Annotated in this window: 19 protein-coding genes; 13 read left to right on the forward strand and 6 right to left on the reverse strand. The window is 64.8% G+C overall.

Translation table 11 applies throughout. The annotated features are described in order from the left end of the window. Positions 1-119 precede the first annotated feature (119 nt). Both sorA and sorB read left to right on the forward strand, forming a co-directional pair. Positions 120-1,319, forward strand: a complete 1,200-nt coding sequence (gene sorA, locus IEW00_RS08245; RefSeq protein ID WP_229736905.1) for a SorA family sulfite dehydrogenase catalytic subunit — start codon at positions 120-122, stop codon at positions 1,317-1,319. Continuing rightward, positions 1,319-1,684 carry a SorB family sulfite dehydrogenase c-type cytochrome subunit gene (sorB, locus tag IEW00_RS08250; protein WP_188513939.1) on the forward strand — a complete coding sequence of 122 codons (366 nt, stop codon included), beginning with the start codon at positions 1,319-1,321 and terminating at the stop codon, positions 1,682-1,684. Before sorA ends, sorB begins: the two co-directional genes overlap by 1 nt. On the opposite strand, the gene IEW00_RS08255 is transcribed toward sorB, so the two are convergent. After that, positions 1,681-2,796 (reverse strand): YeiH family protein, encoded by a 1,116-nt coding sequence (locus IEW00_RS08255; RefSeq protein WP_229736906.1) that lies wholly within the window; start codon positions 2,794-2,796, stop codon positions 1,681-1,683. The genes sorB and IEW00_RS08255 overlap by 4 nt on opposite strands. A 130-nt stretch (positions 2,797-2,926) precedes the next feature. Here IEW00_RS08255 and IEW00_RS08260 point away from each other — a divergent pair, with 130 nt between their 5' ends. After that, on the forward strand, positions 2,927-4,165 hold the full coding sequence (locus IEW00_RS08260) for an MFS transporter (RefSeq protein WP_188513941.1): 1,239 nt from the start codon (positions 2,927-2,929) through the stop codon (positions 4,163-4,165). A 160-nt stretch (positions 4,166-4,325) separates the two neighbouring features. Here IEW00_RS08260 and IEW00_RS08265 read toward each other — a convergent pair whose 3' ends face one another. Next, positions 4,326-4,832: a DUF2239 family protein gene (locus IEW00_RS08265; RefSeq protein WP_188513942.1), complete on the reverse strand. Its 507-nt coding sequence runs from the start codon at positions 4,830-4,832 to the stop codon at positions 4,326-4,328. Between the two features lie 473 nt (positions 4,833-5,305). After that, positions 5,306-7,645, reverse strand: coding sequence for a TonB-dependent receptor (locus tag IEW00_RS08270; protein WP_188513943.1), 2,340 nt, complete (start codon positions 7,643-7,645; stop codon positions 5,306-5,308). Positions 7,646-7,823: 178 nt separating this feature from the next. On the opposite strand from IEW00_RS08270, the gene IEW00_RS08275 reads away from it, so the two are divergent. The 8 genes from IEW00_RS08275 to IEW00_RS08310 all read left to right on the forward strand — a co-directional run bounded on the left by IEW00_RS08275 (position 7,824) and on the right by IEW00_RS08310 (position 17,162). Then, positions 7,824-9,845, forward strand: coding sequence for an alpha-glucosidase (locus IEW00_RS08275; RefSeq protein WP_188513944.1), 2,022 nt, complete (start codon positions 7,824-7,826; stop codon positions 9,843-9,845). Beyond that, positions 9,842-10,855 (forward strand): LacI family DNA-binding transcriptional regulator, encoded by a 1,014-nt coding sequence (locus tag IEW00_RS08280; RefSeq protein ID WP_188513945.1) that lies wholly within the window; start codon positions 9,842-9,844, stop codon positions 10,853-10,855. The genes IEW00_RS08275 and IEW00_RS08280 overlap by 4 nt, the downstream gene beginning before the upstream one ends. After that, positions 10,852-11,766, forward strand: coding sequence for an aldo/keto reductase (locus tag IEW00_RS08285; RefSeq protein ID WP_188513946.1), 915 nt, complete (start codon positions 10,852-10,854; stop codon positions 11,764-11,766). The genes IEW00_RS08280 and IEW00_RS08285 overlap by 4 nt, the downstream gene beginning before the upstream one ends. A 122-nt stretch (positions 11,767-11,888) precedes the next feature. After that, positions 11,889-12,983 (forward strand): LLM class flavin-dependent oxidoreductase, encoded by a 1,095-nt coding sequence (locus tag IEW00_RS08290; protein WP_188513947.1) that lies wholly within the window; start codon positions 11,889-11,891, stop codon positions 12,981-12,983. 11 nt (positions 12,984-12,994) lie between these two features. Next, positions 12,995-14,485, forward strand: a complete 1,491-nt coding sequence (glpD, locus tag IEW00_RS08295) for a glycerol-3-phosphate dehydrogenase (RefSeq protein ID WP_229736907.1) — start codon at positions 12,995-12,997, stop codon at positions 14,483-14,485. Next, positions 14,482-15,060, forward strand: a complete 579-nt coding sequence (locus IEW00_RS08300; protein ID WP_188513949.1) for an NADPH-dependent FMN reductase — start codon at positions 14,482-14,484, stop codon at positions 15,058-15,060. Before glpD ends, IEW00_RS08300 begins: the two co-directional genes overlap by 4 nt. Then, positions 15,057-15,674, forward strand: coding sequence for a 3,4-dihydroxy-2-butanone-4-phosphate synthase (locus IEW00_RS08305; protein WP_188513950.1), 618 nt, complete (start codon positions 15,057-15,059; stop codon positions 15,672-15,674). Before IEW00_RS08300 ends, IEW00_RS08305 begins: the two co-directional genes overlap by 4 nt. A gap of 24 nt (positions 15,675-15,698) precedes the next feature. After that, a complete protein-coding gene (locus tag IEW00_RS08310; protein WP_188513951.1) occupies positions 15,699-17,162 on the forward strand; it encodes a glycerol kinase in 1,464 nt (487 codons plus the stop codon). On the opposite strand, the gene IEW00_RS08315 is transcribed toward IEW00_RS08310, so the two are convergent. Together IEW00_RS08315 and IEW00_RS08320 are read right to left on the reverse strand one after the other, a co-directional pair. After that, a complete protein-coding gene (locus IEW00_RS08315; protein ID WP_229736908.1) occupies positions 17,163-18,383 on the reverse strand; it encodes an FAD-binding domain-containing protein in 1,221 nt (406 codons plus the stop codon). Then, positions 18,380-18,778 carry a thiol-disulfide oxidoreductase DCC family protein gene (locus tag IEW00_RS08320; protein ID WP_188514557.1) on the reverse strand — a complete coding sequence of 133 codons (399 nt, stop codon included), beginning with the start codon at positions 18,776-18,778 and terminating at the stop codon, positions 18,380-18,382. The genes IEW00_RS08315 and IEW00_RS08320 overlap by 4 nt, the downstream gene beginning before the upstream one ends. 75 nt (positions 18,779-18,853) lie before the next feature. Here IEW00_RS08320 and IEW00_RS08325 point away from each other — a divergent pair, with 75 nt between their 5' ends. Beyond that, on the forward strand, positions 18,854-20,521 hold the full coding sequence (locus IEW00_RS08325; protein WP_188513952.1) for a M20/M25/M40 family metallo-hydrolase: 1,668 nt from the start codon (positions 18,854-18,856) through the stop codon (positions 20,519-20,521). Position 20,522: 1 nt separating this feature from the next. Here IEW00_RS08325 and IEW00_RS08330 read toward each other — a convergent pair whose 3' ends face one another. Then, entirely contained in the window at positions 20,523-21,155 is a 633-nt protein-coding gene (locus IEW00_RS08330) for an NAD(P)H-binding protein (RefSeq protein ID WP_188513953.1), read from the reverse strand. Positions 21,156-21,606: 451 nt separating this feature from the next. Between IEW00_RS08330 and IEW00_RS08335 the strand changes: the two genes are divergently transcribed. Beyond that, on the forward strand, positions 21,607-22,953 hold the full coding sequence (locus IEW00_RS08335) for an amidohydrolase family protein (RefSeq protein ID WP_188513954.1): 1,347 nt from the start codon (positions 21,607-21,609) through the stop codon (positions 22,951-22,953). The last annotated feature ends 4 nt before the right edge of the window (positions 22,954-22,957 follow it).

Raw genomic sequence — 22,957 nt, forward strand, 5'->3', positions numbered from 1 at the left:
CTGAGCATGCTGCGCCTGTTCGTTGCGCAGTGGAGATCGCCATCGTATGACTAGCGGTGGACATACGCGAAGGTCTGCGCAAAAAGGGGCGTTGCATTAAGATTGCAGCCGGAGGCGTCGTGACCGAATTTGACCGCAGATTGTTCCTCGCCGGGGCAGGTGCCGCGCTGCTGGGCGCGACCACCAAGGACACGCTGGACACCGTGACGTTGCCTTTCGGCAATGGTACCCGCCCGCTGGTTCAAATGCCCGGCAAGCGCAAGATGATCCTGCTGACCACGCGTCCGCCACAGCTCGAAACGCCCTTTGCGGTGTTCAGTGAATCGTTGATCACCCCCAACGATGCGTTTTTCGTGCGGTATCATCTGTCTGGCCTGCCGTCGGAAATCGATCCGCGCACCTTCCAGCTCAAGATTGGCGGACACGTCAATGCACCGCTGTCGCTATCGCTTGCCGAATTGAAGCGCGATTTTCCGGTCAGCGAGATCGTCGCGGTCAACCAGTGCTCGGGCAACAGCCGGGGCTTCATGAACCCGCGCGTCGGCGGCGGACAGCTGGGCAACGGCGCGATGGGCAATGCGCGCTGGCGCGGCGTTGCGCTTAAGCACCTGCTCGCCAAGGCGGGCCTGCGCGAAGGCGCGCGGCAGGTGACCTTCAACGGGCTCGACAACCCGCCGACCGATGGCGTGCCCGATTTCGTCAAGGCGCTTGATGTCGACCATGCGATCGATGGCGAGGTGATGGTCGCGTTCGCGATGAATGGCGAGGACCTGCCATTCCTCAACGGCTATCCCTTGCGGCTGGTAGTGCCGGGTCATTTCGGCACCTATTGGGTCAAGCATCTCGATGAGATTACCGTCGTTGATGTCGACTTTGACGGTTACTGGATGAAGACCGCGTATCGCATTCCCGACAATGATTGCGTGTGTGTCGAGCCGGGGACCAAGCCCGACAAGACCGTGCCAATCGCCGGGTTCAACGTTCGCTCGTTCGTCACCAGCCACGCCGATGGCGCGCAAGTCTCGGCCGCGCGGACGACCGAGTTGCGCGGCATCGCGTTTAGCGGCGGCGATCCGGTACGCCAGGTGCTCGTCTCGACCGATGATGGCCGCTCCTGGCAGGCGGCACGGCTGGGTGAGGATGCCGGGCGCTATTCCTTCCGTGAATGGCGGCTGGGCGTGACCCTCTCCAAGGGACGTCACGCGATCAAGGTGCGCGCGCAGACCACAGGTGGCGAAACGCAACCGCTGACGGCATCGTGGCAGCCGGCAGGGTATATGCGCAATGTGGTCGAGACGGTTCAGGTGGAGGCGGTGTGATGGGATCGGGTCAACAGACAGCCGCCGTAACGGCGTTCGTGGTCGTCGCGGCACTTGGGGTGCTGGCCGTGTTTCCGGGGGCCAATCTGGCGGATCGCCCCGCACAGCAATCGTCACTCGAGCCGGTGTCGTTCGTGATGCCCGAGGAAACGACGCCAACGGAGCTTGCCGATGCGGACGCCGAACTGGTGGTCTCGACCTGCTCGGCATGCCATTCGCTCGAATACATCACCACCCAGCCGCGCGGCATGGGGGAGAAGTTCTGGCACGACCAGGTGACCAAGATGGTCAAGGTTTATGGCGCGCCGATCGATCAAACCGATGCCGAGGCGATTGGCGACATCCTCGCCAATAAATTCGGTTAGCTGATCAGCATCACTGCCGCGAACGAGGCAAGCAGGCTGGCCAGGGTCGCGATCGCCACCGGGATCGCGGGTCTGATCCCGGTTTCGAGCAACAGATCGAGGCGGCTGCGCATCGCGGTGGCGATCACCGCGATCAGCAGCAGGCCCTTCGAGATGCTGAGCGCGAAATCGCGCGCTGGGGCAGGGATCTCGAGCATAGAGTTGAGCAGCACCACGCCAAAGAACGCGACGATGAACCACGGCAGCGCCAGGCGTTTCCAGATCGGGCCGCCCTGCGCCCCGCCGCTCGACTTGTCCGCTCCGCCGATCAGCAGCCCGACGATGATGACCACCGGGGCCAGCATCGCCACCCGCGACAGCTTGACGATCGCGGCATAGCTGCCCGCGTCTTGCGAGAACGCATAGCCCCCGCCGATGGCTTGCGCGACATCATGGATCGATGCGCCGATCAGGAAGCCCGCCTGTTCGTCGGTCAGGTTGAGATATTCAGCGAGAATCGGATAGAGCGACATCGCCAGCGCGCTCGCCAGCGAGACGACGACCAAAGTGATCGCGAACTGCGACTGGCTGACCCGCTCGCGCCCGATGATGCCGTAGAGCGCGAGTGCCGCGCTGGCGCCGCAGATCGCAGTCGCGCCGCCCGCGAGGATTCCGGTGTAAACCGATTGCCCGACCAGCCGTGCGCCGACGATCCCGGCGAGAAAGGTGACGGTCATGATCGCGGCCAGCGCGGCAAACGGCTCGGGACCCAGCGATCCGATCTGCGCGAAGGTCACCTGCAGCCCGAGCAGTACCACGCCGAAGCGCAAGCAGGTGCGCGAGGCGAAATCGAGCCCCATATGGCTGCGCGGATCGCGCGCGACGAAGCTCATCGACAGCCCGATCAACAGCCCGAGCAGGATGATCGGAAACATGTAATGTTCGGACAGCCAGGCCGCAGCAGCAGCAGCGATGGCGCAGATCACCAGGCCCTGGAACACGGTTTCACGTGGCTTGGCGGGTTCTGACGGGGTCTCGGTGTTCGGCTTGGGGCTCGCCTCGGCGAGGTACATCTCGCCGAACAGGTCGCCGGCGGCGGGCAGCGAATCCCAGTCAATCTCCTGCCGTTTCACGCTTGCCTCTCCCATCGGCCGACCTGAAAGTATGTCCTTCGGTGTCATATAAGGCTTTTCTTACGCACGCGAGCGGCTATCGTGCAAGCAAGAAGCGGCGCATAACGGCCCGGACGGGGAGGAATTTGCAATGAACGAGGCCCAAAAACAAACGGCGCAACAGGGGGTGGCGCGCGGCGCTGCAGTGGCGCTGGTCGCTCTGTTGTTCCTGGGCAATGCGCTCAATTATGTCGATCGGCAGGTGCTGGCGCTGCTGAAGCCCACGCTCGAGGCCGAATTCGGCTGGTCGGATGCAGACTATGCGCACCTAGGCTCCTCCTTCCAGATCGCAGCGGCGGGCACGTTGCTGTTTGTCGGCTGGTTCGTCGACCGGCTGGGGGTGCGGGTTGCCTATTCGATCGCGGTCGTGGTCTGGAGCGCAGCCGGAATGGCGCATGCGCTGGCGCAAACGGTGCAGCAGTTCGTCGCCGCGCGGATCGTGCTGGCAGCGGGCGAATCGGTCAGCACACCAGCAGGGCTCAAGGCCGCTGCGATGTATCTGCCGGTCAAGGAACGCAATTTCGCCATCGGGCTGATCAACACCGCGCCCAATATCGGCGCGATCATCACCCCGCTGCTCATCCCGCCGTTCGCGCTCGCCTTCGGCTGGCAGGCGGCGTTCTGGGTCACCGGCGCGCTCGGCTTCGTCTGGCTCGCGGGCTGGTGGTACGGTACCCGCAACCTCAAGCCTCTGGGCGACCTGCCCGAGCGCGCGCGCGTGCCATGGGGGATCCTGCTCTCCGATCGCAAGACATGGACCGTGATCGGCGCGAAGTTCTGCATCGATGCGGTGTGGTGGTTCGTGCTGTTCTGGATGCCCGATTTCTTCAACCGGCAGTTTGATATGGCGCAGGGCGAACTGGGCTGGCCGATCGCGATCATCTTCACGCTGGCGGCCTTGGGCGCGATCACGTCCGGAGGACTGTACCCGATCCTGCTCAGCCGCGGCATGACCGTCAACGCCGCGCGCAAGACCTCGATGCTGTTCTACGCGGTGGTCGTGCTGGCGATGCCGCTGGCTCTGCTCACCGACAACCCGTGGCTCGCCGCGGTGCTGATCGGCTTCGGCCTGTTTGCGCATCAGGGCTTTTCGACCAACGTCTTCGGCATGACCGCCGACATCATCCCCGCCACCCGCGTCGCCAGCGTCATCGCGCTAGGCGCGGTCGCGGGCAACCTGTCGGGCACCGCAATCATCGAGTTTGCGGGCTACTCGCTGGGCAGCGGCAGGGGTTACGTGCCCCTGTTCGCGATTTGCGGCAGCGCGTATCTGGTCGCGCTGGCGTTCATCCAGGTGATGATCCCGAAGCTGAAACTGGCGGCGGAGTGAGGGCTTAGCCCTCGCCCCTTCAGGGGAGAGAGCGGAGCTGCCGTCAGGCGGCGGGGGGAGAGGGGGATGCACGGCCCACTCGCCCCTCTCAACTCCGGCTAGGCAGCTATGCCAAGCCTCACGTATCTCTCCCCTAAAGGGGAGAGAGCATACACACTCGTCACGCGTCAGCGACTTCATCACCAAGCAGCGTGTTCACGTAACGCACGATGTCGGCAGGCCATGGACTGATCAGGGCCTGAAATTCATCGGGACGCGCAGAATACAGCGCACGAAGCGCCTCTTCATACTGCGGCATATCGCCACACGCTGCTTGCATGAACCGATACGCCGCGTCGCGGCTTTCCCGCTGAGTGCGGCCATTGCCGCGTTGCTGATCGATCAGCCTGCGCAGCGCGGCGGAAGCCCCGCCGGATTGACTGGCCAGCCAGTCCCAATGCCTGGGAAGCAGCGTGACCTCCCGGGATTGAACACCGAGCTTGGGCCTGCCTGCTGATCGCGGAGCGATGTTTCGGTAGTCGAGATCGGTGACCCGGCCTGTCGAATCCTCGAACACCAGGATCGTGCCGTCCTGTTCCGACAATGCCTGAGCCAGTGCTCTGCCAACGTCGTCACGAGGACCTGACGCGATCTGCCTGCCATTCTGAAAGGCGGTTACGTTGGACATTGCTTGGACACCTCGGTTGACGGTAGCGAGTTTTATACCCGGGTAAAACGAGGTGTCAATATTACCGGGGTAAATTTATGGGCGTTTCGTCTCAACGCCGGTATTTGCGGCTTCGCGGCTTCGCGTAAGCCATAGATTTTCACGCAAAGAAGCGAAGAAGCGTGGTGCCAATCGCGACTGTATCATCCGACCACTGGGCTTCGGCCTTTGCCGGAGAGCGGGGGATGCGTGTCCGCACATTCCAAATCTTCCCCGTCAGGGGAGGTTGCACAGCGTAGCCATGACGGAGGGGCAGCGGGTTTGTGCCCTGGGGTGCGGACGAGTCAGCCGGACGCTTCCCCTCCACCACTTTGTGGTCCCCCTCCCCGTTCCGGGGAGGATTTGAGGTTACAAAAAAAGGGCCCCGAGCCTTGCGCCCGGAGCCCTCATTGTCTGCCCTGCGACCCGAACGGCTTATGCTATCCCTGACCCAATCAGCGCAGGCGTGCCCGCAGGCTCACGCCAAAATAGCGGTCCGCATCGCGCGGGATCTGCAGGCGCTGGCCGGCGCTGACGTTGAGCAGGGCGTAGGCCTTGTCGGTGATGTTGCGCGCCAGGAAGCTGATGCGATAGTTGTCTTCGGGGTCGGAGAATCCGACCGAGCCGTTCCAGATGCCATAAGCTTCGATCGGGCCGGATTCGCCGAGGTCGGAGAACTGGCGGCTGACGTGGCGGAAGTCGGTGTCGAGATAGACCTTCACCGCGCCCAGATCGCGTTCATAGCTGCTGCCGATGGTCCAGGTAAACTTGGGCGCGAGCGGCAGCTGGGTGCCGTTGCGGGCATCCGGAGCGTTGGTCGCGGGGTTGGGGTTGAAGCGCTTGACCCGCGCATCGGCATAGGCACCGCTCGCGCGCAGCGTCCAGCCATCGACCGGGACTGCGAGCAGATCGATTTCAAAGCCTTCGCTCTTCACCGATCCGGCGTTGGTCAGGTTGGAAACGACTGCGCCGTTCAACAGGACGAAGTTGTTCGCCTGGAAGCCGTCATAGGTGACGGTGAACGCCGAGGCGTTGACCTGCACGCGGTTGTCGAGGAACTGCGACTTGATGCCGATTTCGAACGCGTCGGAGGTTTCCTCGTCGATCGGGATCGCGTTGGTTGGCGCGGTGTGGTTGAAGAACACGTTGAACGCCGGGCCCTTGTAGCCGCGGGTGTAGCTGCCATAAAGCATCACGTCTTCGGATGGCTTGAACTGGAGCGCGGCGCGGCCCGAAAGGTTGCCGTTGCTGCTCGATCCTGCCGAGGTGTTGGTGCCGTTGCCGCCGGTTGCAATCGTGCCGCCGGCAGGCGCGCCCGAAACGCCGGGGCCGGTTGCGGGGAGGCCGGTGGTCGCATTGACACCCGGTGCGCGGGTGTGGGTGAACTCAAGGTCGTCCCAGGTGTAGCGCAGGCCACCGATCACCGCGAGCTGCTCGGTCAGGCGGTAGGTCGCCTGGCCGAAGATCGCATAGTTGCGCGACTTGACGTCGCTGAACGAGGTTGCGGTCGGGAACAGCGTGTTGACAGTGTCATTCACGTTGCACGGCTGACCGCCGGTGATCGGATCGACCGGCAGAGTCGAGCTGTTGCAGGTGATGTTGCGGCGGGTGAAGTCCTGCTCGTTGTCCGAACCCCACAGGAAGCCGCCGACCTGATAGAAGAACGGTTGGCTCTGGTCCGATGCCAGACGCACTTCGAGCGAGAGCTGCTCGGTGCGGACCGCGCCGTTGTCATGCAGCTCGCCAGTGCCGACCAGTGCGCGCGGCAGGAAGTCGCCTTCGCGGATTTCGATGTTTTCCCAGTTGCGATAGCCAGCAACGACGCTGAGCACATGGCTGGTGAAGACGTCGAAATCGCCCGATGCGGTCAGGCTCCACTGCTTGTCGAGGGTGCGGGTAACTAGGTTGTGGTTGACGAAGCGCTGGTTGACGCCGCGCGCCACGCCGCCGGGCAGGCCGAGCTCGGCATCGAGTACCGCGCCGCGGCTGACGCCGGTGACATCGGCGCAGCAATCATCATCGGCTTCGAAATAGTCGGCGATGAAGCGGAAGCTCGAGCCGCCGGTGTCATAATCGAGGATGCCGCGTGCGCCGTAATGCTCGTAACCGTTGATCTGGTTGCGGCGGCCGCCGTTGATATTGGTGATGTTGCCATCGAAGCTGCCATAGAAGCCGGTGATGCGCCCGGTCAGGCCTTCGGCGAGCGGACCGGAGATCGCGGCGCGCAGGCGGTATTCGTCGCCTTCGAAGATGTCGGCGCGCGCTTCGGCTTCGAAGCTATCGGTACCGCCCTTCGAGATGATGTTGACCAAACCCGCCGACGCGTTCTTGCCGAACAATGTGCCCTGGGGGCCGCGCAGCACTTCAAGCCGCTCGGCATCGACCAGATCCATGAACGCCTGGCCCGAACGGCTCAGAACGACGCCATCGACCACGGTCGAGACGCTGGGTTCGGCGGCGACAGAGAAAGTGATCGTACCGACGCCGCGCATCACGATGGCGCTGTTGGCGCTGGTCGTGCCCTTGCGGAAGGTGACCGAAGGAACCAGCTGGGTGAGGCCCTCGAGGCTGGTGACGCCCGAAGACTCGAGCCGGTCGGCGGTGATCGCGGTGATCGCGATCGGCACGTCCTGCACGTTTTCAGCGACCTTCTGTGCGGTCACGACGATTTCGGTGATTCCGCCGGTGTTTTCCTGGGTCGCGTCCTGCGCGAATGCAGGCGCGGAAAAGCCCAGCGAAAGTGCGGTGGCGGACAGCGCGAGTGCGCGAACGGATGGGTGTTTTGTGAATGCCATGATAACCTCTCCCTGCGAGACTGCGGTCGTAGCGGGGGCTTGTTGCCCCTTGGTATGGTCGCCGCGATTGGCGCTTGATCTGCTATGACTGTCCCGATATGTCAAGCGGTGTCAGAAAAACGCACAGCGGCTGCGACCATTTCGCCACAGTCCCGCATGTGCAGGTGAGGATAATAGGTTGAAACTGCGGCTCGAGGCCGGAAATGACGGGTTCGATCTCCGCTTTGGGGATCGTCTGGTGCTGCGGCACAGCCTTTCCTGTCCTGCGGTGGTCATGGCGCGCGGCAACGCCGATATCGTCATGGTTCGCGGCAATTTCCGCATCTCCGATAGCCCCGGCGATGCCGTTACGCCGAGCGGGTGGCGCACTTGCTACCAGGGCGTCGAATTGCTCGATGGCGATGTTGCGGTCGCGCGGATCGAACTGGCATCCAATACGCTCAAAGTTCGTACGCTGGTGGCAGGCTATGACCGACTGCGGGTCAACTTCCACGCCGAGCCCGGCGAGCATGTCTGGGGTGGCGGCGAGCAGATGAGCTATCTGGCGCTGAACGGCCGTGCTTTTCCGATCTGGACCAGCGAACCTGGCGTCGGGCGCGACAAGTCGACCGAACTTACGCAGATCATGGACGCCGACGGCATGGCAGGCGGCGATTACTGGAACACCAATTATCCGCAGCCGACCTTCCTGACCTCGCGCCATGATTCCTGCTGGCTGGCGGTGCATCTGGATGCCAGCTGCTACAGCGTGCTCGATTTCACCGATCCGGGTGTCCATGCGGTCGATGTGTGGAGCAACGCTGCAACCTTCGAGCTTTTTGCCGACGCGGCGCCAACAGGTCTGGTGGGGCAGCTTTCCACCCACTTCGGACGCCAGCCGCAATTGCCCGATTGGGCGATCGGTGGTGCGATCGTCGGGCTGAAATCGGGCGCATCGAGCTTTGACCGACTCGAGCGGTTCATCGAGGCTGGCGCGGCGGTCTCCGCAGTGTGGTGCGAGGACTGGGCGGGCGTCCGCGAGACAACGTTCGGCCGCCGCCTGTTCTGGGACTGGCACAATGGCACGCGCAGTGCTCAGCGCTATCCCGACCTCAAGGCGCGGATCGCCGGACTGCACGGACGCGGCATCCGTTTCATGGCCTATGCCAACCCCTATATCGCGGTCGATGGCGACCTTTACGAGGAAGGTCGCGCCGGCGGTCATTTCTGCCTGCGCCAAGACAGCGATGACGTCTACCTTGTCGACTTTGGCGAATTCGATTGCGGCGTGGTCGATTTCACCCGTGAGGCGACCCGCGCCTGGTTCGCCGAGCGCGTGCTGGGCCGAGAGATGCTCGACATCGGGATCGATGGCTGGATGGCCGACTTCGGCGAGTACCTCCCCACCGACCTGCGTCTGGCCGATGGATCGGACCCGATGCAGGCGCACAATCTGTGGCCGGTGCTGTGGGCCGAGGTCAATGCGCGCGCGGTCGAAAGCCGGGGGCGGACCGGCGATGCGGTGTTCTTCATGCGCGCAGGGTTTTCGGGCGTGCAGGCGCACTGCCCGTTGCTGTGGGCGGGCGACCAGTCGGTCGATTTCACCCGGCACGATGGCATCGGTACGGTGATCACCGGTGCGTTGTCCGCAGGGCTTGTCGGCAACGCCTACAGCCATTCGGATTGCGGCGGCTACACCTCGCTGCACGGCAACATCCGCACGCCGGAGCTGATGCAGCGCTGGTGCGAGCTAGCAGCGTTCGCGCCGGTGATGCGCAGTCATGAGGGCAACCGGCCCGACGACAATCTGCAATACGACAGCAACGCCGAGCTGCTCGCCTGCTTTGCACGCTGGAGCCGGGTGCACGCGCACCTTGCGCCCTACGTCCGCCAGCTGTGCATCAAGGCGAGCGAGGCGGGGCTTCCTGCCCAGCGGCCATTGTTCCTGCATTACCCGGATGAGCCTGCGCTCTTTACGGTGCAGGACCAGTTTCTCTACGGTGCCGATTTGCTGGTGGCGCCGGTCATTGAGCAGGGGGCTGTGCAACGCCAGGTGATCCTTCCGGGGGAAGGGCTCTGGCGGCATGTCTGGACGGGTGCGGATTATGCGCCCGGGACGCACACGGTCCCCGCGCCGATCGGTCAGCCACCTGTGTTCTACCGCCCCGACAGCGATTTTGCGGCGCTGTTCGCCGGGCTGCAGGAGGTGCTGAACCGATGAGCGAGCGGGCCAATATCAAGGATGTCGCAGCAAAGGCCGGGGTCGCGGTGAAGACCGTCAGCCGGGTGCTCAACGGCCATCCTTATGTCAGTGCAGAAACCCGCACCCGGGTGGAAGATGCGATGCGGACTCTCGATTTCCGCCCCAGCGTCGCCGCGCGCATCCTGTCGGGCGGCAAGTCGAACCAGATCGCGCTGATCTACGACAATCACAGCCCCTATTACATGTTCCAGATCCAGACCGGCTGCTGGGATTTCTGCCGCGCCAACCATATCCGGCTGCTCGCCCAGCCGGTCGATGTCGCCGATCCCGATGTTGGAGAGCAGGTGCGCGGCCTCGTCACCGAGACGCATGTCGATGGCATCATCCTCTCGTCGCCGGTGACCGATTGCGATCCCGTGCTGCGCGCGCTTGAGGCGCTCGACGTGCCGTTCGTGCGGATTTCGCCCGGCACCAATCACGCGCTGACGAGTTCGGTGTTCATGGACGATGCCCAGGCCGCCGATGACATGACCACCCACCTGATCAACGCCGGCCACCGCCGCATCGGCTTCATCAAGGGCCACCCCAACCATATGGCGTCGGACGACCGCACCTTCGGCTATCGCCGCGCGCTGGACCGGGCGGGGCTGCCCTTTGATCCGGTGTTGGTTTGCGATGGCGAGTTCGATTTCGATTCGGGCGTGCGCGGCGGACGGGTTTTGCTCGATCTGCCCAATCGCCCGACCGCGATCTTCGCTTCGAACGACGATATGGCCGCCGGCGTGCTTGCGGTTGCGCACGACCGCGGGGTGGCGGTGCCGGCCGAGCTGTCGGTCGCGGGCTTTGACGATACCACGCTGGCGCGCACCGTCTGGCCGCCGCTGACCACCATTCACCAACCGATGATCGAACTGGCGCGCACCGCCACCGAGATTCTGATTGCCGGCGGTGCGATCTCGCACCGCCGCCTGCCGCACACCTTAATCGAACGCGCGTCGGTCGCGCCTCCCAACAGGATAATTTCATGAGCGAATTGCCCAAGTCCCCTGCCTTCCGTCCTCTCGGGCGCAGCGATATTGCCGTGTCCCCCATTGCCTGGGGCATGTGGCGGCTCGCCGATAACGGCCGCAGCGTCGCCGAGGCGACGACGCTGGTACACGCCGCGCTCGATGCGGGAATTAACTTCCTCGACACCGCCGATATCTATGGCTTCAACGGCACCGATGGCTTTGGCGATGCCGAGGCGCTGCTGGGCGAGGTGCTCGCGGCGGAACCCGAATTGCGCGATCGCATGGTGCTGGCGACCAAGGGCGGTATCCTGCCCCCGCTGCCGTACGACCAGAGCGCGGACTATCTGCGCAAGGCGATCGATGATTCGCTGGCCCGGCTCAAGGTCGACATGGTCGATCTGTGGCAGATCCACCGTCCCGATATCCTCGCCCACCCGCAGGAAACCGCGCGCGTGCTCGACGATGCGGTGGCATCGGGCAAGATCCGCACCATCGGCGTCTCGAACTTCACGATGGCGCAGATTGCAGCGCTCGACCATTTCCTTGCGGAAAAGCTGGTGACGACTCAGCCCGAGATCAGTCCCTTGCGGATCGACTGCTTCGAGAACGGAGAGCTCGATCAGGCGATGATGCTGAGCCTGACCCCGATGGCGTGGTCGCCGCTGGGTGGCGGGCGTCTCGCCGCGCCGGAAACCGCAAGCGACAAGGCGGTCGCCGCCGCGCTCGATACGGTGGCGCAGGCGCATGGCGTGTCGCGCACCGTGGCGGCCTATTCATGGCTGATGGCGCATCCGGCAGGCATCATCCCGATCATCGGATCGCAGCAGCCAGGCCGCATCGCAGAGGGCGCGCAGGCGCTGAACGTGCGCTGGACGCGGCAGGAATGGTACGCGGTGCTCGTCGCGGCGCGCGGCGTTACGCTGCCGTAACGTTACGCCGGGTGCTTCGACAAGCTCAGCATGAGCGGGGTTGGGGCTAAAACATAAAACACCTCCGCTCAGCCTGAGCCTGTCGAAGGCCCTGCGCCGGGCAATTCCGAAGGAACCGAAACATGAACCAACCGACCGGCCAATGCGAAATCTCCTGGTTTTCGGCGCTGTGCGACGATGACTACGAGTTTCTCGGCGTTCCCGACAAATATCTGCAATCGAGCTGGGAGCACTGCCGCAACATCGTGCTGCGCGCCGAAGAGGGCGGGTTCGACAACATCCTGCTGCCATCGGGCTATGCGCTGGGGCTGGACACCACTGCGTTCGCCGCCGCTGTTGCCACCCAGGTCCGCAGGATCAAGCTGCTGTGGGCGACTCGGATGGGCGAAGACTGGCCGCCGCAACTGGCGCGCCGCATCGCGACATTGGATCGCATCCTCGGCCCGAATGCGGACGGCACCGGCGGGCGGCTCAACGTCAACATCATCTCGTCCGATATGCCCGGTGAGAAAATCGAGTCCGGCCCGCGCTATGCCCGCGCGACCGAGATCATGAAGATCGTCAAAACGCTGCTCAATGGCGAGCATCTCGATTTCCAGGGCGAGTTCTACCAGCTCGAGCTCGATCCGCCGCGTGTCGGGACGCTCTCGGGCAAGTGCCCCGCGTTCTACTTCGGCGGGCTCAGCCATGATGCGCGCGAATGCGCCGCCGAAGCCTCGGACGTCTATCTGATGTGGCCCGACACGATGGACAAGGTCCGCGAGAACATCGCCGACCTGACGCAGCGCGCCGCGCGCTATGGCCGCACGCTCAAGTTCGGCTATCGCGCGCATGTCATCGTCCGCGAGACCGAGGACGAGGCTCGGGCCTATGCCGACCGGCTGCTGTCCAAGCTCGACGATGAGGCCGGCCGGGCCATCCGCGAACAGTCGCTCGATGCCAAGAACTACGGCGTCCAGCGCCAGCAGGAACTGCGCGGCGCGGCCGATGGCGATGGCTTTGTAGAAGAGCACCTGTGGACCGGCATCGGCCGGGCGCGCTCGGGCTGTGGCGCGGCCATCGTCGGCACCCCCGATCAGGTGCTCGCCAAGCTGCGTGCCTACCAGGCCGAGGGTATCGAGGCGTTCATCCTCTCAGGCTATCCGCACATGCAGGAAGCCGATATGTTCGCGCGCTATGTGCTGCCGCATATTCAGCACGGACCGCTGAACATCTGATGGAGCAAGGCTTGCCCGGCGAACCTTCGATCTTCGACGTCGCCGTCATCGGCGGCGGTGTTAACGGCACCGGCATCGCGCGCGATGCCGCCGGGCGCGGCGCGAAAGTGCTGCTGCTCGAGGCGCAGGATCTCGCCAGCGGCACTTCGTCCAACTCGAGCAAGCTGATCCATGGCGGGCTGCGCTATCTGGAGCATTACGAGTTCGGCCTGGTGCGCGAGGCGCTGGGCGAGCGGGAGAAGCTCTGGAAAATCGCGCCGCACATCATCTGGCCGATGCGTTTCGTGCTGCCGTGGGTGCAGGGGCTGCGCCCGCGCTGGCTGCTCAGGCTCGGGCTGTTCCTGTACGACCATCTGGGCACGCGCAAGCTGCTGCCCGCGACCGAAACGGTGCGGCTGCACCAGCACCCGGCGGGCGCACCGCTCAAGAGCGAATTCGTCCACGGCTTTGTCTATTCGGACGGCTGGGTCGATGATTCGCGCCTTGTCGTGCTCAACGCCCGCGACGCGGCTAACCACGGGGCGCAGGTCCATACCCGCTGCCCGGTCACGAAGCTCGAACGGGCAGGGGAGCTCTGGCACATCGAGACCGCGGATGGCCATTTCACCGCCCGCTCGGTGATCAATGCGGCAGGGCCGTCGGTGCTCGGCATTCTGGGCCGCAGCGGCGAGACGCCCAAACAGGCGATCCGGCTGGTGCGCGGGTCGCACATCGTGGTGCGCAAACTGTTCGATCACCCGCATCCCTATTTCTTCCAGCTTCCCGATGGCCGCATCTTCTTTGCGATCCCTTACGAGCAGGACTTCACGCTGATCGGCACCACCGATCGCGACCACACGCCCGGCGAGCCGATCGTCGCGAGCGACGAGGAAATCGCCTATCTGTGCGAGGGCGCTAGCCGGTTCTTCGCCAAGCCCGTCACGCCGTCGCAAGTGGTGTGGAGCTATTCGGGGGTGCGGCCCTTGGTCGATGACGGATCGGGCAAGCCCGAGGCGGCGACGCGCGGCTATCGCTTCGACGTCAGCGACGCTCATGAGGGCGCGCCGATCCTCTCGGTGTTCGGCGGCAAGATCACCACCTTCCGCACGCTGGCGCAGGTAGCGGTCGATCGCATGGCCGAGCGCATTCCCGCGCTGGCAGGCGCGCACTGGACCGACACCCGGCCACTGCCCGGAGGCGACTTTGGTGTCCATGAGGTCGACCAGCGCATCGCCGATCTGCGCGCGCGCTATCCGTTCCTGGAAGCCAAATGGGCCGATCGCCTGATTCGCTCCTACGGCACGCTCGCCACCACGATCCTGGGCGATGCGACAAGCCTGGCTGACTGCGGCGCGCATTTTGGCGAGGGACTGACCGAACGCGAGGTCCGCTATCTGATCGCCAACGAATGGGCGTGCGAGGCCGATGACGTGCTGTGGCGGCGCTCCAAGCTTGGTCTTCGCCTGTCTGAGCGCGAGCAGGATGCTTTGCGCAACTTTTTCACCAAGGAACCCGTTTCATGACACCCCGTATCGTCGCCATTGGCGGAACAGTATCTGCAAGCAGCACCACCGAACTCGCCTTGCGGACAGCGATGGCCAGCGCAGCGGCGCACGGCGCGGAGGTGCAGCTGTTCGACGGGGCGTATCTCGCCGCACTGCCGCATTATCGCAGCACCGCACATGCGGGCGCCGAGGGCAGCGAACTGGTCGAGGCCGTGCGCCAGGCCGATGGTCTGCTGCTGGCAGCGCCCGGCTATCACGGCACAATCTCGGGGCTGGTCAAGAACGCGCTCGATTACCTCGAGGACCTGTCGAAGGACACGCGGCCCTATCTCGATGGCCGTGCGGTCGGGCTGATCGCGACCGCCTATGGCGACCAGGCGACGATGAGCACGATGCAGACCTTGCGCAGCATCGTCCACGCGCTGCGCGGCTGGCCCACGCCTATGGGGGCGACGATTCGCACCTTTCCGGGGCTGTTTTCGGTCGATGGCGAATGCCTCGACGACCGTGCGAAGGTGCAGCTCGATCTGGTCGGCCAGCAGGTGGTGCACGGCGCGATGAGCCTTTCGGCAATGTCACAGGCTACCGCATGAGCGGGGTACAATCTGCGTTGGACGCGCTGGCGCGGGGCGAGGTGATCATCATCACCGGCGACCGCTTTCGCCGGGGCGACATGGATTTCTGCGTGGCGGCCAGCCACGCCGATGCCGATGCGATCAACTTCCTGGCGACGCATGGTCGCGGGCTGATCTGCCTGGCGATGCGGCAGGACCGCGCCGAGCGGCTGGGGATCAGCCTGATGAACGAAGGCACCGAGCGGCAATCCGGTCGGCCCCTGGGCCGCTCGATCGAGGCCAGCGAGGGCGTGACCACGGGCATCTCCGCGGCTGATCGCGCGCAGACGGTCAAGGTCGCAGTGGCCCCCGACGCGACGCATGAGGACATTGTCTCGCCTGGCCACGTCTTCCCGCTGATCATCTCGCCCGGCGGCGTTGCCGAACGTGCGGCAGCCGCCGAGGCTGCGGTCGAACTGTGCCAGCGCGCAGGGGTCGGCGACGCAGCGGTGATCTGCGCGATCATGCGTGACGATGGCGAAATGGCACGGCCCGCAGACATCGCCGATCTGGTTGCGCGCTTTGGCCTCGCGGTGGCCGATATTGACGATCTGCTGGAAATGCCGGAACCCGGTTCGCAACAAAAACGATAATTCGATTGGGATGAGGCTCGCCGCATGACTGACAACCGCTTCCTGCTGGTGCTCGACGAGGGCACCACCTCCACGCGAGCGATCCTCTATTCGCTGACCGGCGACCTTGTCGCCACGTCGCAGGAAGACATCACCCAGCATTACCCCGCGCCGGGTCTGGTTGAGCACGATGCTACGGAAATCTGGGACAGGACGCTGCGCTGCGCACGCGCGATGGTCGAGCGGGCAGGCGGTGCGGACCATATTGAGGCAATCGGCGTCACCAACCAGCGCGAGACCGTGGTTGCGTGGGACCGCAGCACTGGCAAACCCTTGTGCCGCGCGATCGTCTGGCAGGATCGCCGCACCGAGGAGCAATGCCGAGCCTTGCGCGATGCGGGGCACGAGCCTTCGATCCAGATCACCACGGGCCTGCTGCTCGACCCTTACTTCTCCGCGACCAAGATGGCGTGGATCCTAAAAAACGTGGACGGCGCGGCGGCGTTGGGTGACCGGCTTGCTTTCGGCACCGTCGAAAGCTGGTTGGTCTGGAACCTCACCGGCGGGCTTCACATCACCGATGTTTCCAATGCCAGCCGCACCTCGCTGTTCCCGCTGACCGCGCAATCCTGGGACGAGGGTCTTTGCGACCTGTTCGGGGTGCCGCGCGCTGCCCTGCCCGAGATCGTGCCCAGTGCCGGGGCGTTTGGTCTGACCAAGCCGGAAATTCTGGGCGCGGCGATCCCGATCACGGGTCTTGCGGGCGACCAGCAGGCGGCGACCATCGGCCAGGGCTGTTTCGCGCACGGTCAGACCAAGGCAACGCTTGGCACCGGCGCATTCGTGCTCGCCAATATGGGGCAGACACCGCCCCGGTCCGAACACCGGCTGCTTGGCACTGTGTTGTGCGAAGTCGCCGGGGTGCGTACCTTTGCGCTCGAAGGATCGGTGTTCGTCGCCGGAAGCCTGGTCAAATGGCTGCGCGACAGCATCGGCATGCTGGGCAACGCGGCCGAGAGCGAGGCGCTGGCCCGGTCGGTGCCCGATAGCGGCGGCGTGGTTGTCGTACCCGCATTGTCAGGGCTTGGCGCGCCGTATTGGCTGCCCGATGCACGCGGCAGCATCACCGGGCTGTCGTTCTCGACCACCCGTGCGCACATCATCCGCGCTTCGCTCGAATCGGTCGCCAACGTGTTCCACGATCTGGCGCGCGCCTTTGCCGCCGATGGCGCGGGCTGGTCGGTGCTGCGGCTCGATGGTGGGATGAGCGCAAACGACTGGCTGGCGCAGGACATCGCCGATGTGCTGGCGATCCCCTGCGAGCGTCCAGTCGATGTCGAGACCACCGCACGCGGCGCGGCGATCCTCGCGGCAATCGGGGCAGGGGCATACGCCTCGCTCGAGGACGCGCAGACGATGGTGTCGAGCACACAGGTGTTTTCGCCGCAGATGGATGCGCGCGCGCGCAATACCCGGCTGGGGCAGTGGAAAGCCGCGCTGGGGATCTGATTACCAGCCGGGCGTCCCGATTTCCGCGAGCAGCCTGGGCATCTGCTGCTTGAACGGGAAGAAGCCCTTCTTTGCGTGCGGCCAGAAGCTGTCGTCCCATTCACGACGGACCTGCACCAGCGGGATTCCCTCTGCCGCCAGCACGGGCATCAGTCTGGCAAGCGCCTCGGCGACCGGCCCCACCGGCGCATAGGGTGTCACGATCTGGCGCGCGCCTGCCTTTTGCGCGGCATCGATCAGCGTGGCGGCATCGAGAGTGGAGGCCGTATCTGCCGCACACCCGCAATGCGCAGACAGGCGCGTGGTGGCGTCCGCAGACGCACCGCTGACGAAACCGCGCGCAGCATCCCCCCACAACAGGCTGTGATCTGCCACCACCAGTGCGCCGCGCAGGTCCGCGTCGTTCGCCAGCGCCGACTCGGCGTGGAGATCGTCTGGCGTCACCAGCAGCAGCGAAGGAGTGCCCGGATCGAACCGCGGCAAATCGGCGACCGGCCGCGCGGATTCGACTGGGGCCTCAATCAGCGCCTCGGCATGTTGCGCCAGTCCCTTGGGCGCGAACCGGCCACTGGTGTAGCGTGCGATGTTGTCGGTGGTGGCCAGATAGGTCTTGCCTGCGGTCTGCAATCCCGCGACCCAGCGCCACGACAAAGTGTTGGATGCGGCATCGGCATCGACAAGTGTGCGCAGGAAGAAATCCGCCCCCAGTGCCCAGGGCAGTTTGAGCGTGAAAATCCAGATCGAGGCAAACCACATGCGCGCGTGATTGTGCAGATAGCCAGTTTCGACCAGCTCGTGTGCCCAGTCATCGAACCCCTCGATCCCGGTGCGACCCGCTTCGGCGTCTTCGATCCCGCGGGTATAGCTGAAGCCATCGCGCTGTCGGTCGCGCTCGGCTAGAAACCGCGTCCAAACCTGTGGGCGCATCTCGAGCCAGCCCTTCCAGTACGTGCGCCACAGCACCTCCTGCACGTATTTTTCCGCCGACTGCAGCGAATGCCGCGCCAGCACCGCATCGACCGTCTCGTGCTCGGTCAGCATCCGGTAGCGCAGATAGGGCGACAGCCGCGAAACCGCGCCGGGGTTGCCCGGGCCGGGATCGGTGTTGCGCCCTTGCGCATAGTCGCCTGCGGCATGCGGCACGAACGACGCCAGCCGCTCAAGCCCAGCAGCCCGGGTCGGGGGGAACATCGATGCGTCGTTCGCTGGTTTGGGCGTCATTTGTTGGCGAGCATTTGCTGCAGCCTCGGTCGCAGCACCAGAAAGCGGAGGTAAAGCCATTCGAGCCCCTTCAAAACTACACGATTGCGCGCTGCCCAGCCCAATGGCTTCAGCACGGGTATGGCCCGCCACATTGCGGCGAACGCCGCCGCGCCCGACAGCAGCACGCCGTTTTCGCGCGCATGAAACCGCGCGAGAAGTTCGCGCTGGTCGATCGGACAGAGCGCATCAGGTGACGATACATCGACGAAGTTTATCGCCCCACGCCGGTCGAGCCGACGCATCAGCGCGATCTCCCGAAGGCACAGCGGGCAAGCGCCATCGAACCACACGGTCACCCCTTGAGCGGGGGCAGGGGAGGGGGCCTCTGCAGGTCGGGCGACATCGGTGTTCATAACCGGCATATAGGGTGCGCCGATGGACATGCCATAGCCTTGCCCTGATCCAATGCCGCCCTATAAACCTTCTTCATGAAAACCCGTACACTCGTTCTTGCCGCTGCGCTTGGCGCTGCCTCACTCTCTCCCGCCTTTGCTCAGCAAGCCATCACCGTCGATGCCGACGAGCTGACGCAAACGGTGCGCACGCTGGCCTCCGATGTATTCGAAGGCCGCGCGCCCGGAACGCGAGGCGAGGAGCGGACGCTGGGCTATCTGATCGCGCGGTTCGAGGCGTTGGGGCTCGAGCCTGCCGGAACCGATGGCGGCTGGCTGCAGAAAGTGCCGTTGCTCCACACCCGGTTGGGTACACCCGCCACGCTGGCGTTTGCCACCCCCAAGGGTGCAATGGCGCCGGTGGTGGCGCAGGATATCTACGTCTCCACCATTCGCCCCGATGATGCCGCGCAGATCGCCGAGGCGCCGCTGGTGTTCGTCGGCTATGGCGTGAACGCGCCCGAGCGCGGCTGGGACGATTTCAAGGGGATGGATCTCAAGGGCAAGGTCGCGGTCTTCCTGATCAACGATCCCGATTTCGCCGCCCAGCCCGGCGAACCTGCCGCGGGCAAGTTCGGCGACCGGACGATGACCTATTATGGCCGCTGGACCTACAAGTTCGAGGAAGCCGCGCGCCAGGGCGCAGTCGCTGCGCTGATCGTCCACAATGCCGAGGGCGTGGGCTATGGCTGGAACGTCGTGATCAGCCCTGGCGGCGAAAATTACGATATCGTGCGCCCGACCGAACAGCTGACCAGCCTCAAGCTGCAGGGCTGGCTGTCGGCGGAGATGTCGGCCAAGCTGTTCGGTGCAGCCGGGCTCGATCTGGCTGCGCTCGAGGTTGCCGCGCGGTCGCCCGGATTCCGTCCTGTCGAACTCAAGGGCGTAACCATGGGGGCGGAAATTCCCGTGACCCAGGAAGTCGTCGCGAGCCACAATGTGCTGGCCAAAATCCCCGGCACCACCCGGCCCGACGAGATCGTGATGTATGGCGCGCACTGGGATGCCTATGGGGAAGGCAAGCCCGATGCGCAGGGCCGCATTTATCGTGCGGGGGCCAATGACGATGCGCTGGGCATCGCCGGAATGTTCGAGATCGCGCGCGCGATGAAGGCCGCGCCTGCGCCGCAGCGCAGCGTCGTCTTCGGGGCGTGGACCGCCGAGGAGCGCGGCCTGCTGGGGTCGGAATATTATGCGACCAACCCGGTTTTCCCGATGGACAAGACCGTCGCCAATCTGGGGCTCGATATCCTGCAGACTGCAGGCGCTGCGAACGATGTCGTGTTGGTTGGCCAAGGCCAGAATACGCTCGAAGACGACATGGCCCGCGTCGCTGCAACCCAGGGCCGTACCGTGACGCCCGAAAGCCTGCCCGAACGCGGGCTGTTCTATCGCGCCGATCACTTCTCCTTCGCCAAGCGCGGCGTGCCGGTCATGCTGCTGATGGGGATCGCGGGCGCGGCGAACCTCAAGGTCGGCGGGTCGGCGGCGGGGCAGGCTTGGATCGATGCCTATACCGGCCAGTGCTATCACCAGGCCTGCGATGCCTGGAGCGCGGACTGGAACCTCGACGGGGCGGTGCAGGACATCGAACTAATCGGCGCCATCGGCGCGGAGCTCGCCAGTTCCAACCGCTGGCCGCAGTGGAAGGCAGGATCGGAGTTCAAGGGCATCCGCGACAAGGCCGGCGTGCCGGGGCAATAACTCAGGCGAGACGATCGGCGGAAATGACGTGCCGCCCTGGCGTTCCGGCAACCGCGGCCTCGATCAGCGCGCTGGCGATGTTCTGGGCCGGGCTGATCCGCCATCCGCGCGGCAGAACCGGGCCAAACACTCGAAGAATCGCCTCGGAAACGCGCTCTGCCGCGCGGAATTCATCTCGTTTGCCGCCGATCAGGCCGGGGCGCACGATGGTGTAGCTGCAATATTCGAGAGCAGCGATGCTGGCTTCGACCGCGCCCTTGGTGCGGTTGTACAGCAGCCGCGAACCGGCATCCGCGCCGATTGCCGACACCAGCGCGAAGGACCTCGCACCCTGCGCCTGCGCGGCCTTTGCAACGGCTAGCGGATAGTCATGGTCGACACGGATGAACGCCGCATCCGACCCAGCCTTGGCGCACGTGGTACCAAGCGCGCAGATCACCGCGTCGCACCGGAACCAACCGGCATCGGGTGGAAGGGCATCGTAATCGACGATGGGGTTGGTAAGCTTGGGATGCGGTGGCAGCGCGCTGCGGGAAGGGGCGATGACGCGGGCAATACGAGGATCGTCCAGCGCCCGGGCCAGGACCATCCGGCCGACAAGCCCGGTGGCGCCAGCGATGAGCAGAGTGGTCATGCGTTGTTTCTTTTAAAAGTCATCAATGTGGAATCTCGCGTCAGGGATCGGTCCATGATCGCACCGATCACCTGGATTACGATACCAACTACTATTTTTCCGTCATCCAGAACAGGATCGCATAGCCGACCCGCTGGCAATTCAGGCTTTCTGATGGCCCAAGCGCCACTTTGGATCGCGTTTGCATCGCCGAACAGCGAGCTATTCTGCGCCGCGTGGTGACCACAGGCGGGGGGCAAGGCTCGCCCTCGGTGCGCAGGTTCGATCCGATCCCTGCTACACAGCAACGTCTTTTGCTGCCTTCCGCTGGAACAACTTGCCTTTCTGCCCCGTTGTTGACGCTTAGCCCTGTTGCAGGGGCGAATGTCCGAGGGGCGAGCAGATTAGCCTGAACCACGCTTTTCGAATTTCCAGGCGCGCGGTGCTGGCAGGCGCGGGCGCATCGGCAATCGTGCCACTCGGCTCCACTGCCGCGCGTTCACCTGCAGGCGAGTATCTGATCAGGGGTGCGACGGTCCTCACGATGGTGCCTGGCCCCGCTACGCCTGCCGGTGATGATGTCCATGTCCGTGACGGCCTGATCGTTGCCATCGGCCCGAAAATCGCCGCACCCGCAGCCATACCGATCGATGCCCGTGGCTCGATCGTGTTGCCGGGGCTGGTCGATACGCATTGGCATCTGTGGACCACGTTGCTGCGGAACTTCGCCGACAATAGCAGCGGCAACGGCTACTTCGCCATGACCGGCCGCCTGGGACAGCGGTTTGGTCCAGATGACATGCGGCTTGCGGCGATGCTCGCTGCCGCAGATGCAATCGATCACGGGATCACCACCGTGCACGACTGGTGCCACAACATCCGGAGCCCGGCCCACGCCCGCGCCGCTTTGGCGGGACTGCGCGACACAGGACTTCGCGCGCGGTTTTCCTATGGAGCGACGCGCGAAACCGCTTTCGATCAGCCGCTCGGTGCAAAAGGCTTTGCGCAGCTGCACGATAGCTGGAGCGAATGGTCCGCCGACGGTCGCCTGACCTTGGGGCTGGGCTGGCGCGGAGTGCTCGCCACGGTGGATGGCCGTCCTGCTGCCGTGCCTGATGCCGTCTGGCGCGCAGATCTGGCGCTGGCGCGCGACCGAGATCTCCCGGTGAGCGTCCACGCCAACAACAGCGCTGCCAATCGCGGGCACATCCGGCAGCTGGCTGCGCTGGGCCTGCTTGGCCGCGACATGCAGATTGTCCACGCGGTCAATGCCGAGCCCGACGAGATCGCGGCGATCGCAGGCAGCGGCGCAAGCGTCTCACTTGCGCCCTCGTCCGAGTTCACGGTGGGCTTTGGAGTGCCGCCTGTCGCGGCGCTCCGGCGTGCAGGCGTCAGGATCGGCGCATCGATCGATACGCCGACGCTGGTGGGCGCGGCTGACCTGTTGCGCGAGCTGCTGATGATCCAGGGTCTTGCCAATGCCCAAGCCGGAGACGAGATGGCGATGACGCCGCTCGACGCGCTGGCGATCGGCACGCGCGAGGGGGCGGCGTCGCTCGGGTTGGGCCAAGTGACGGGGACGCTGAGCCCGGGAAAACGCGCCGACCTGATCGTCGTTCGGCGCGATGCGCTGTCGCTGCAGCCACAGGCCGACCCTGCCACGACGCTCCTGCGATCGGTTCGGCCGTCGGACATCACGCTGGTGATGGTCGATGGCGCTATTCTGAAGCAGGACGGACGGTTGACTCGGATCGATCGCGCAGCGCTTTTCGCCGATGTGGGGCAAGCCACCGACCGGATGATGCGCGATGCCCGTTGAAGGG

The organism is Blastomonas aquatica (assembly GCF_014639875.1).
Taxonomy (GTDB): Bacteria; Pseudomonadota; Alphaproteobacteria; order Sphingomonadales; family Sphingomonadaceae; genus Blastomonas; species Blastomonas aquatica.

Excerpts from the sequence above, each read along its gene's own strand:
- sorB (WP_188513939.1), top strand. The coding sequence starts at position 1,319 with ATGGGATCGGGTCAACAGACAGCCGCCGTAACGGCGTTCGTGGTCGTC.
- IEW00_RS08260 (WP_188513941.1), top strand. The coding sequence starts at position 2,927 with ATGAACGAGGCCCAAAAACAAACGGCGCAACAGGGGGTGGCGCGCGGC.
- IEW00_RS08265 (WP_188513942.1), bottom strand. The coding sequence starts at position 4,832 with ATGTCCAACGTAACCGCCTTTCAGAATGGCAGGCAGATCGCGTCAGGT.
- IEW00_RS08270 (WP_188513943.1), bottom strand. The coding sequence starts at position 7,645 with ATGGCATTCACAAAACACCCATCCGTTCGCGCACTCGCGCTGTCCGCC.
- IEW00_RS08280 (WP_188513945.1), top strand. The coding sequence starts at position 9,842 with ATGAGCGAGCGGGCCAATATCAAGGATGTCGCAGCAAAGGCCGGGGTC.
- IEW00_RS08285 (WP_188513946.1), top strand. The coding sequence starts at position 10,852 with ATGAGCGAATTGCCCAAGTCCCCTGCCTTCCGTCCTCTCGGGCGCAGC.
- IEW00_RS08290 (WP_188513947.1), top strand. The coding sequence starts at position 11,889 with ATGAACCAACCGACCGGCCAATGCGAAATCTCCTGGTTTTCGGCGCTG.
- IEW00_RS08300 (WP_188513949.1), top strand. The coding sequence starts at position 14,482 with ATGACACCCCGTATCGTCGCCATTGGCGGAACAGTATCTGCAAGCAGC.
- IEW00_RS08305 (WP_188513950.1), top strand. The coding sequence starts at position 15,057 with ATGAGCGGGGTACAATCTGCGTTGGACGCGCTGGCGCGGGGCGAGGTG.
- IEW00_RS08310 (WP_188513951.1), top strand. The coding sequence starts at position 15,699 with ATGACTGACAACCGCTTCCTGCTGGTGCTCGACGAGGGCACCACCTCC.
- IEW00_RS08315 (WP_229736908.1), bottom strand. The coding sequence starts at position 18,383 with ATGACGCCCAAACCAGCGAACGACGCATCGATGTTCCCCCCGACCCGG.
- IEW00_RS08320 (WP_188514557.1), bottom strand. The coding sequence starts at position 18,778 with ATGAACACCGATGTCGCCCGACCTGCAGAGGCCCCCTCCCCTGCCCCC.
- IEW00_RS08325 (WP_188513952.1), top strand. The coding sequence starts at position 18,854 with ATGAAAACCCGTACACTCGTTCTTGCCGCTGCGCTTGGCGCTGCCTCA.
- IEW00_RS08330 (WP_188513953.1), bottom strand. The coding sequence starts at position 21,155 with ATGACCACTCTGCTCATCGCTGGCGCCACCGGGCTTGTCGGCCGGATG.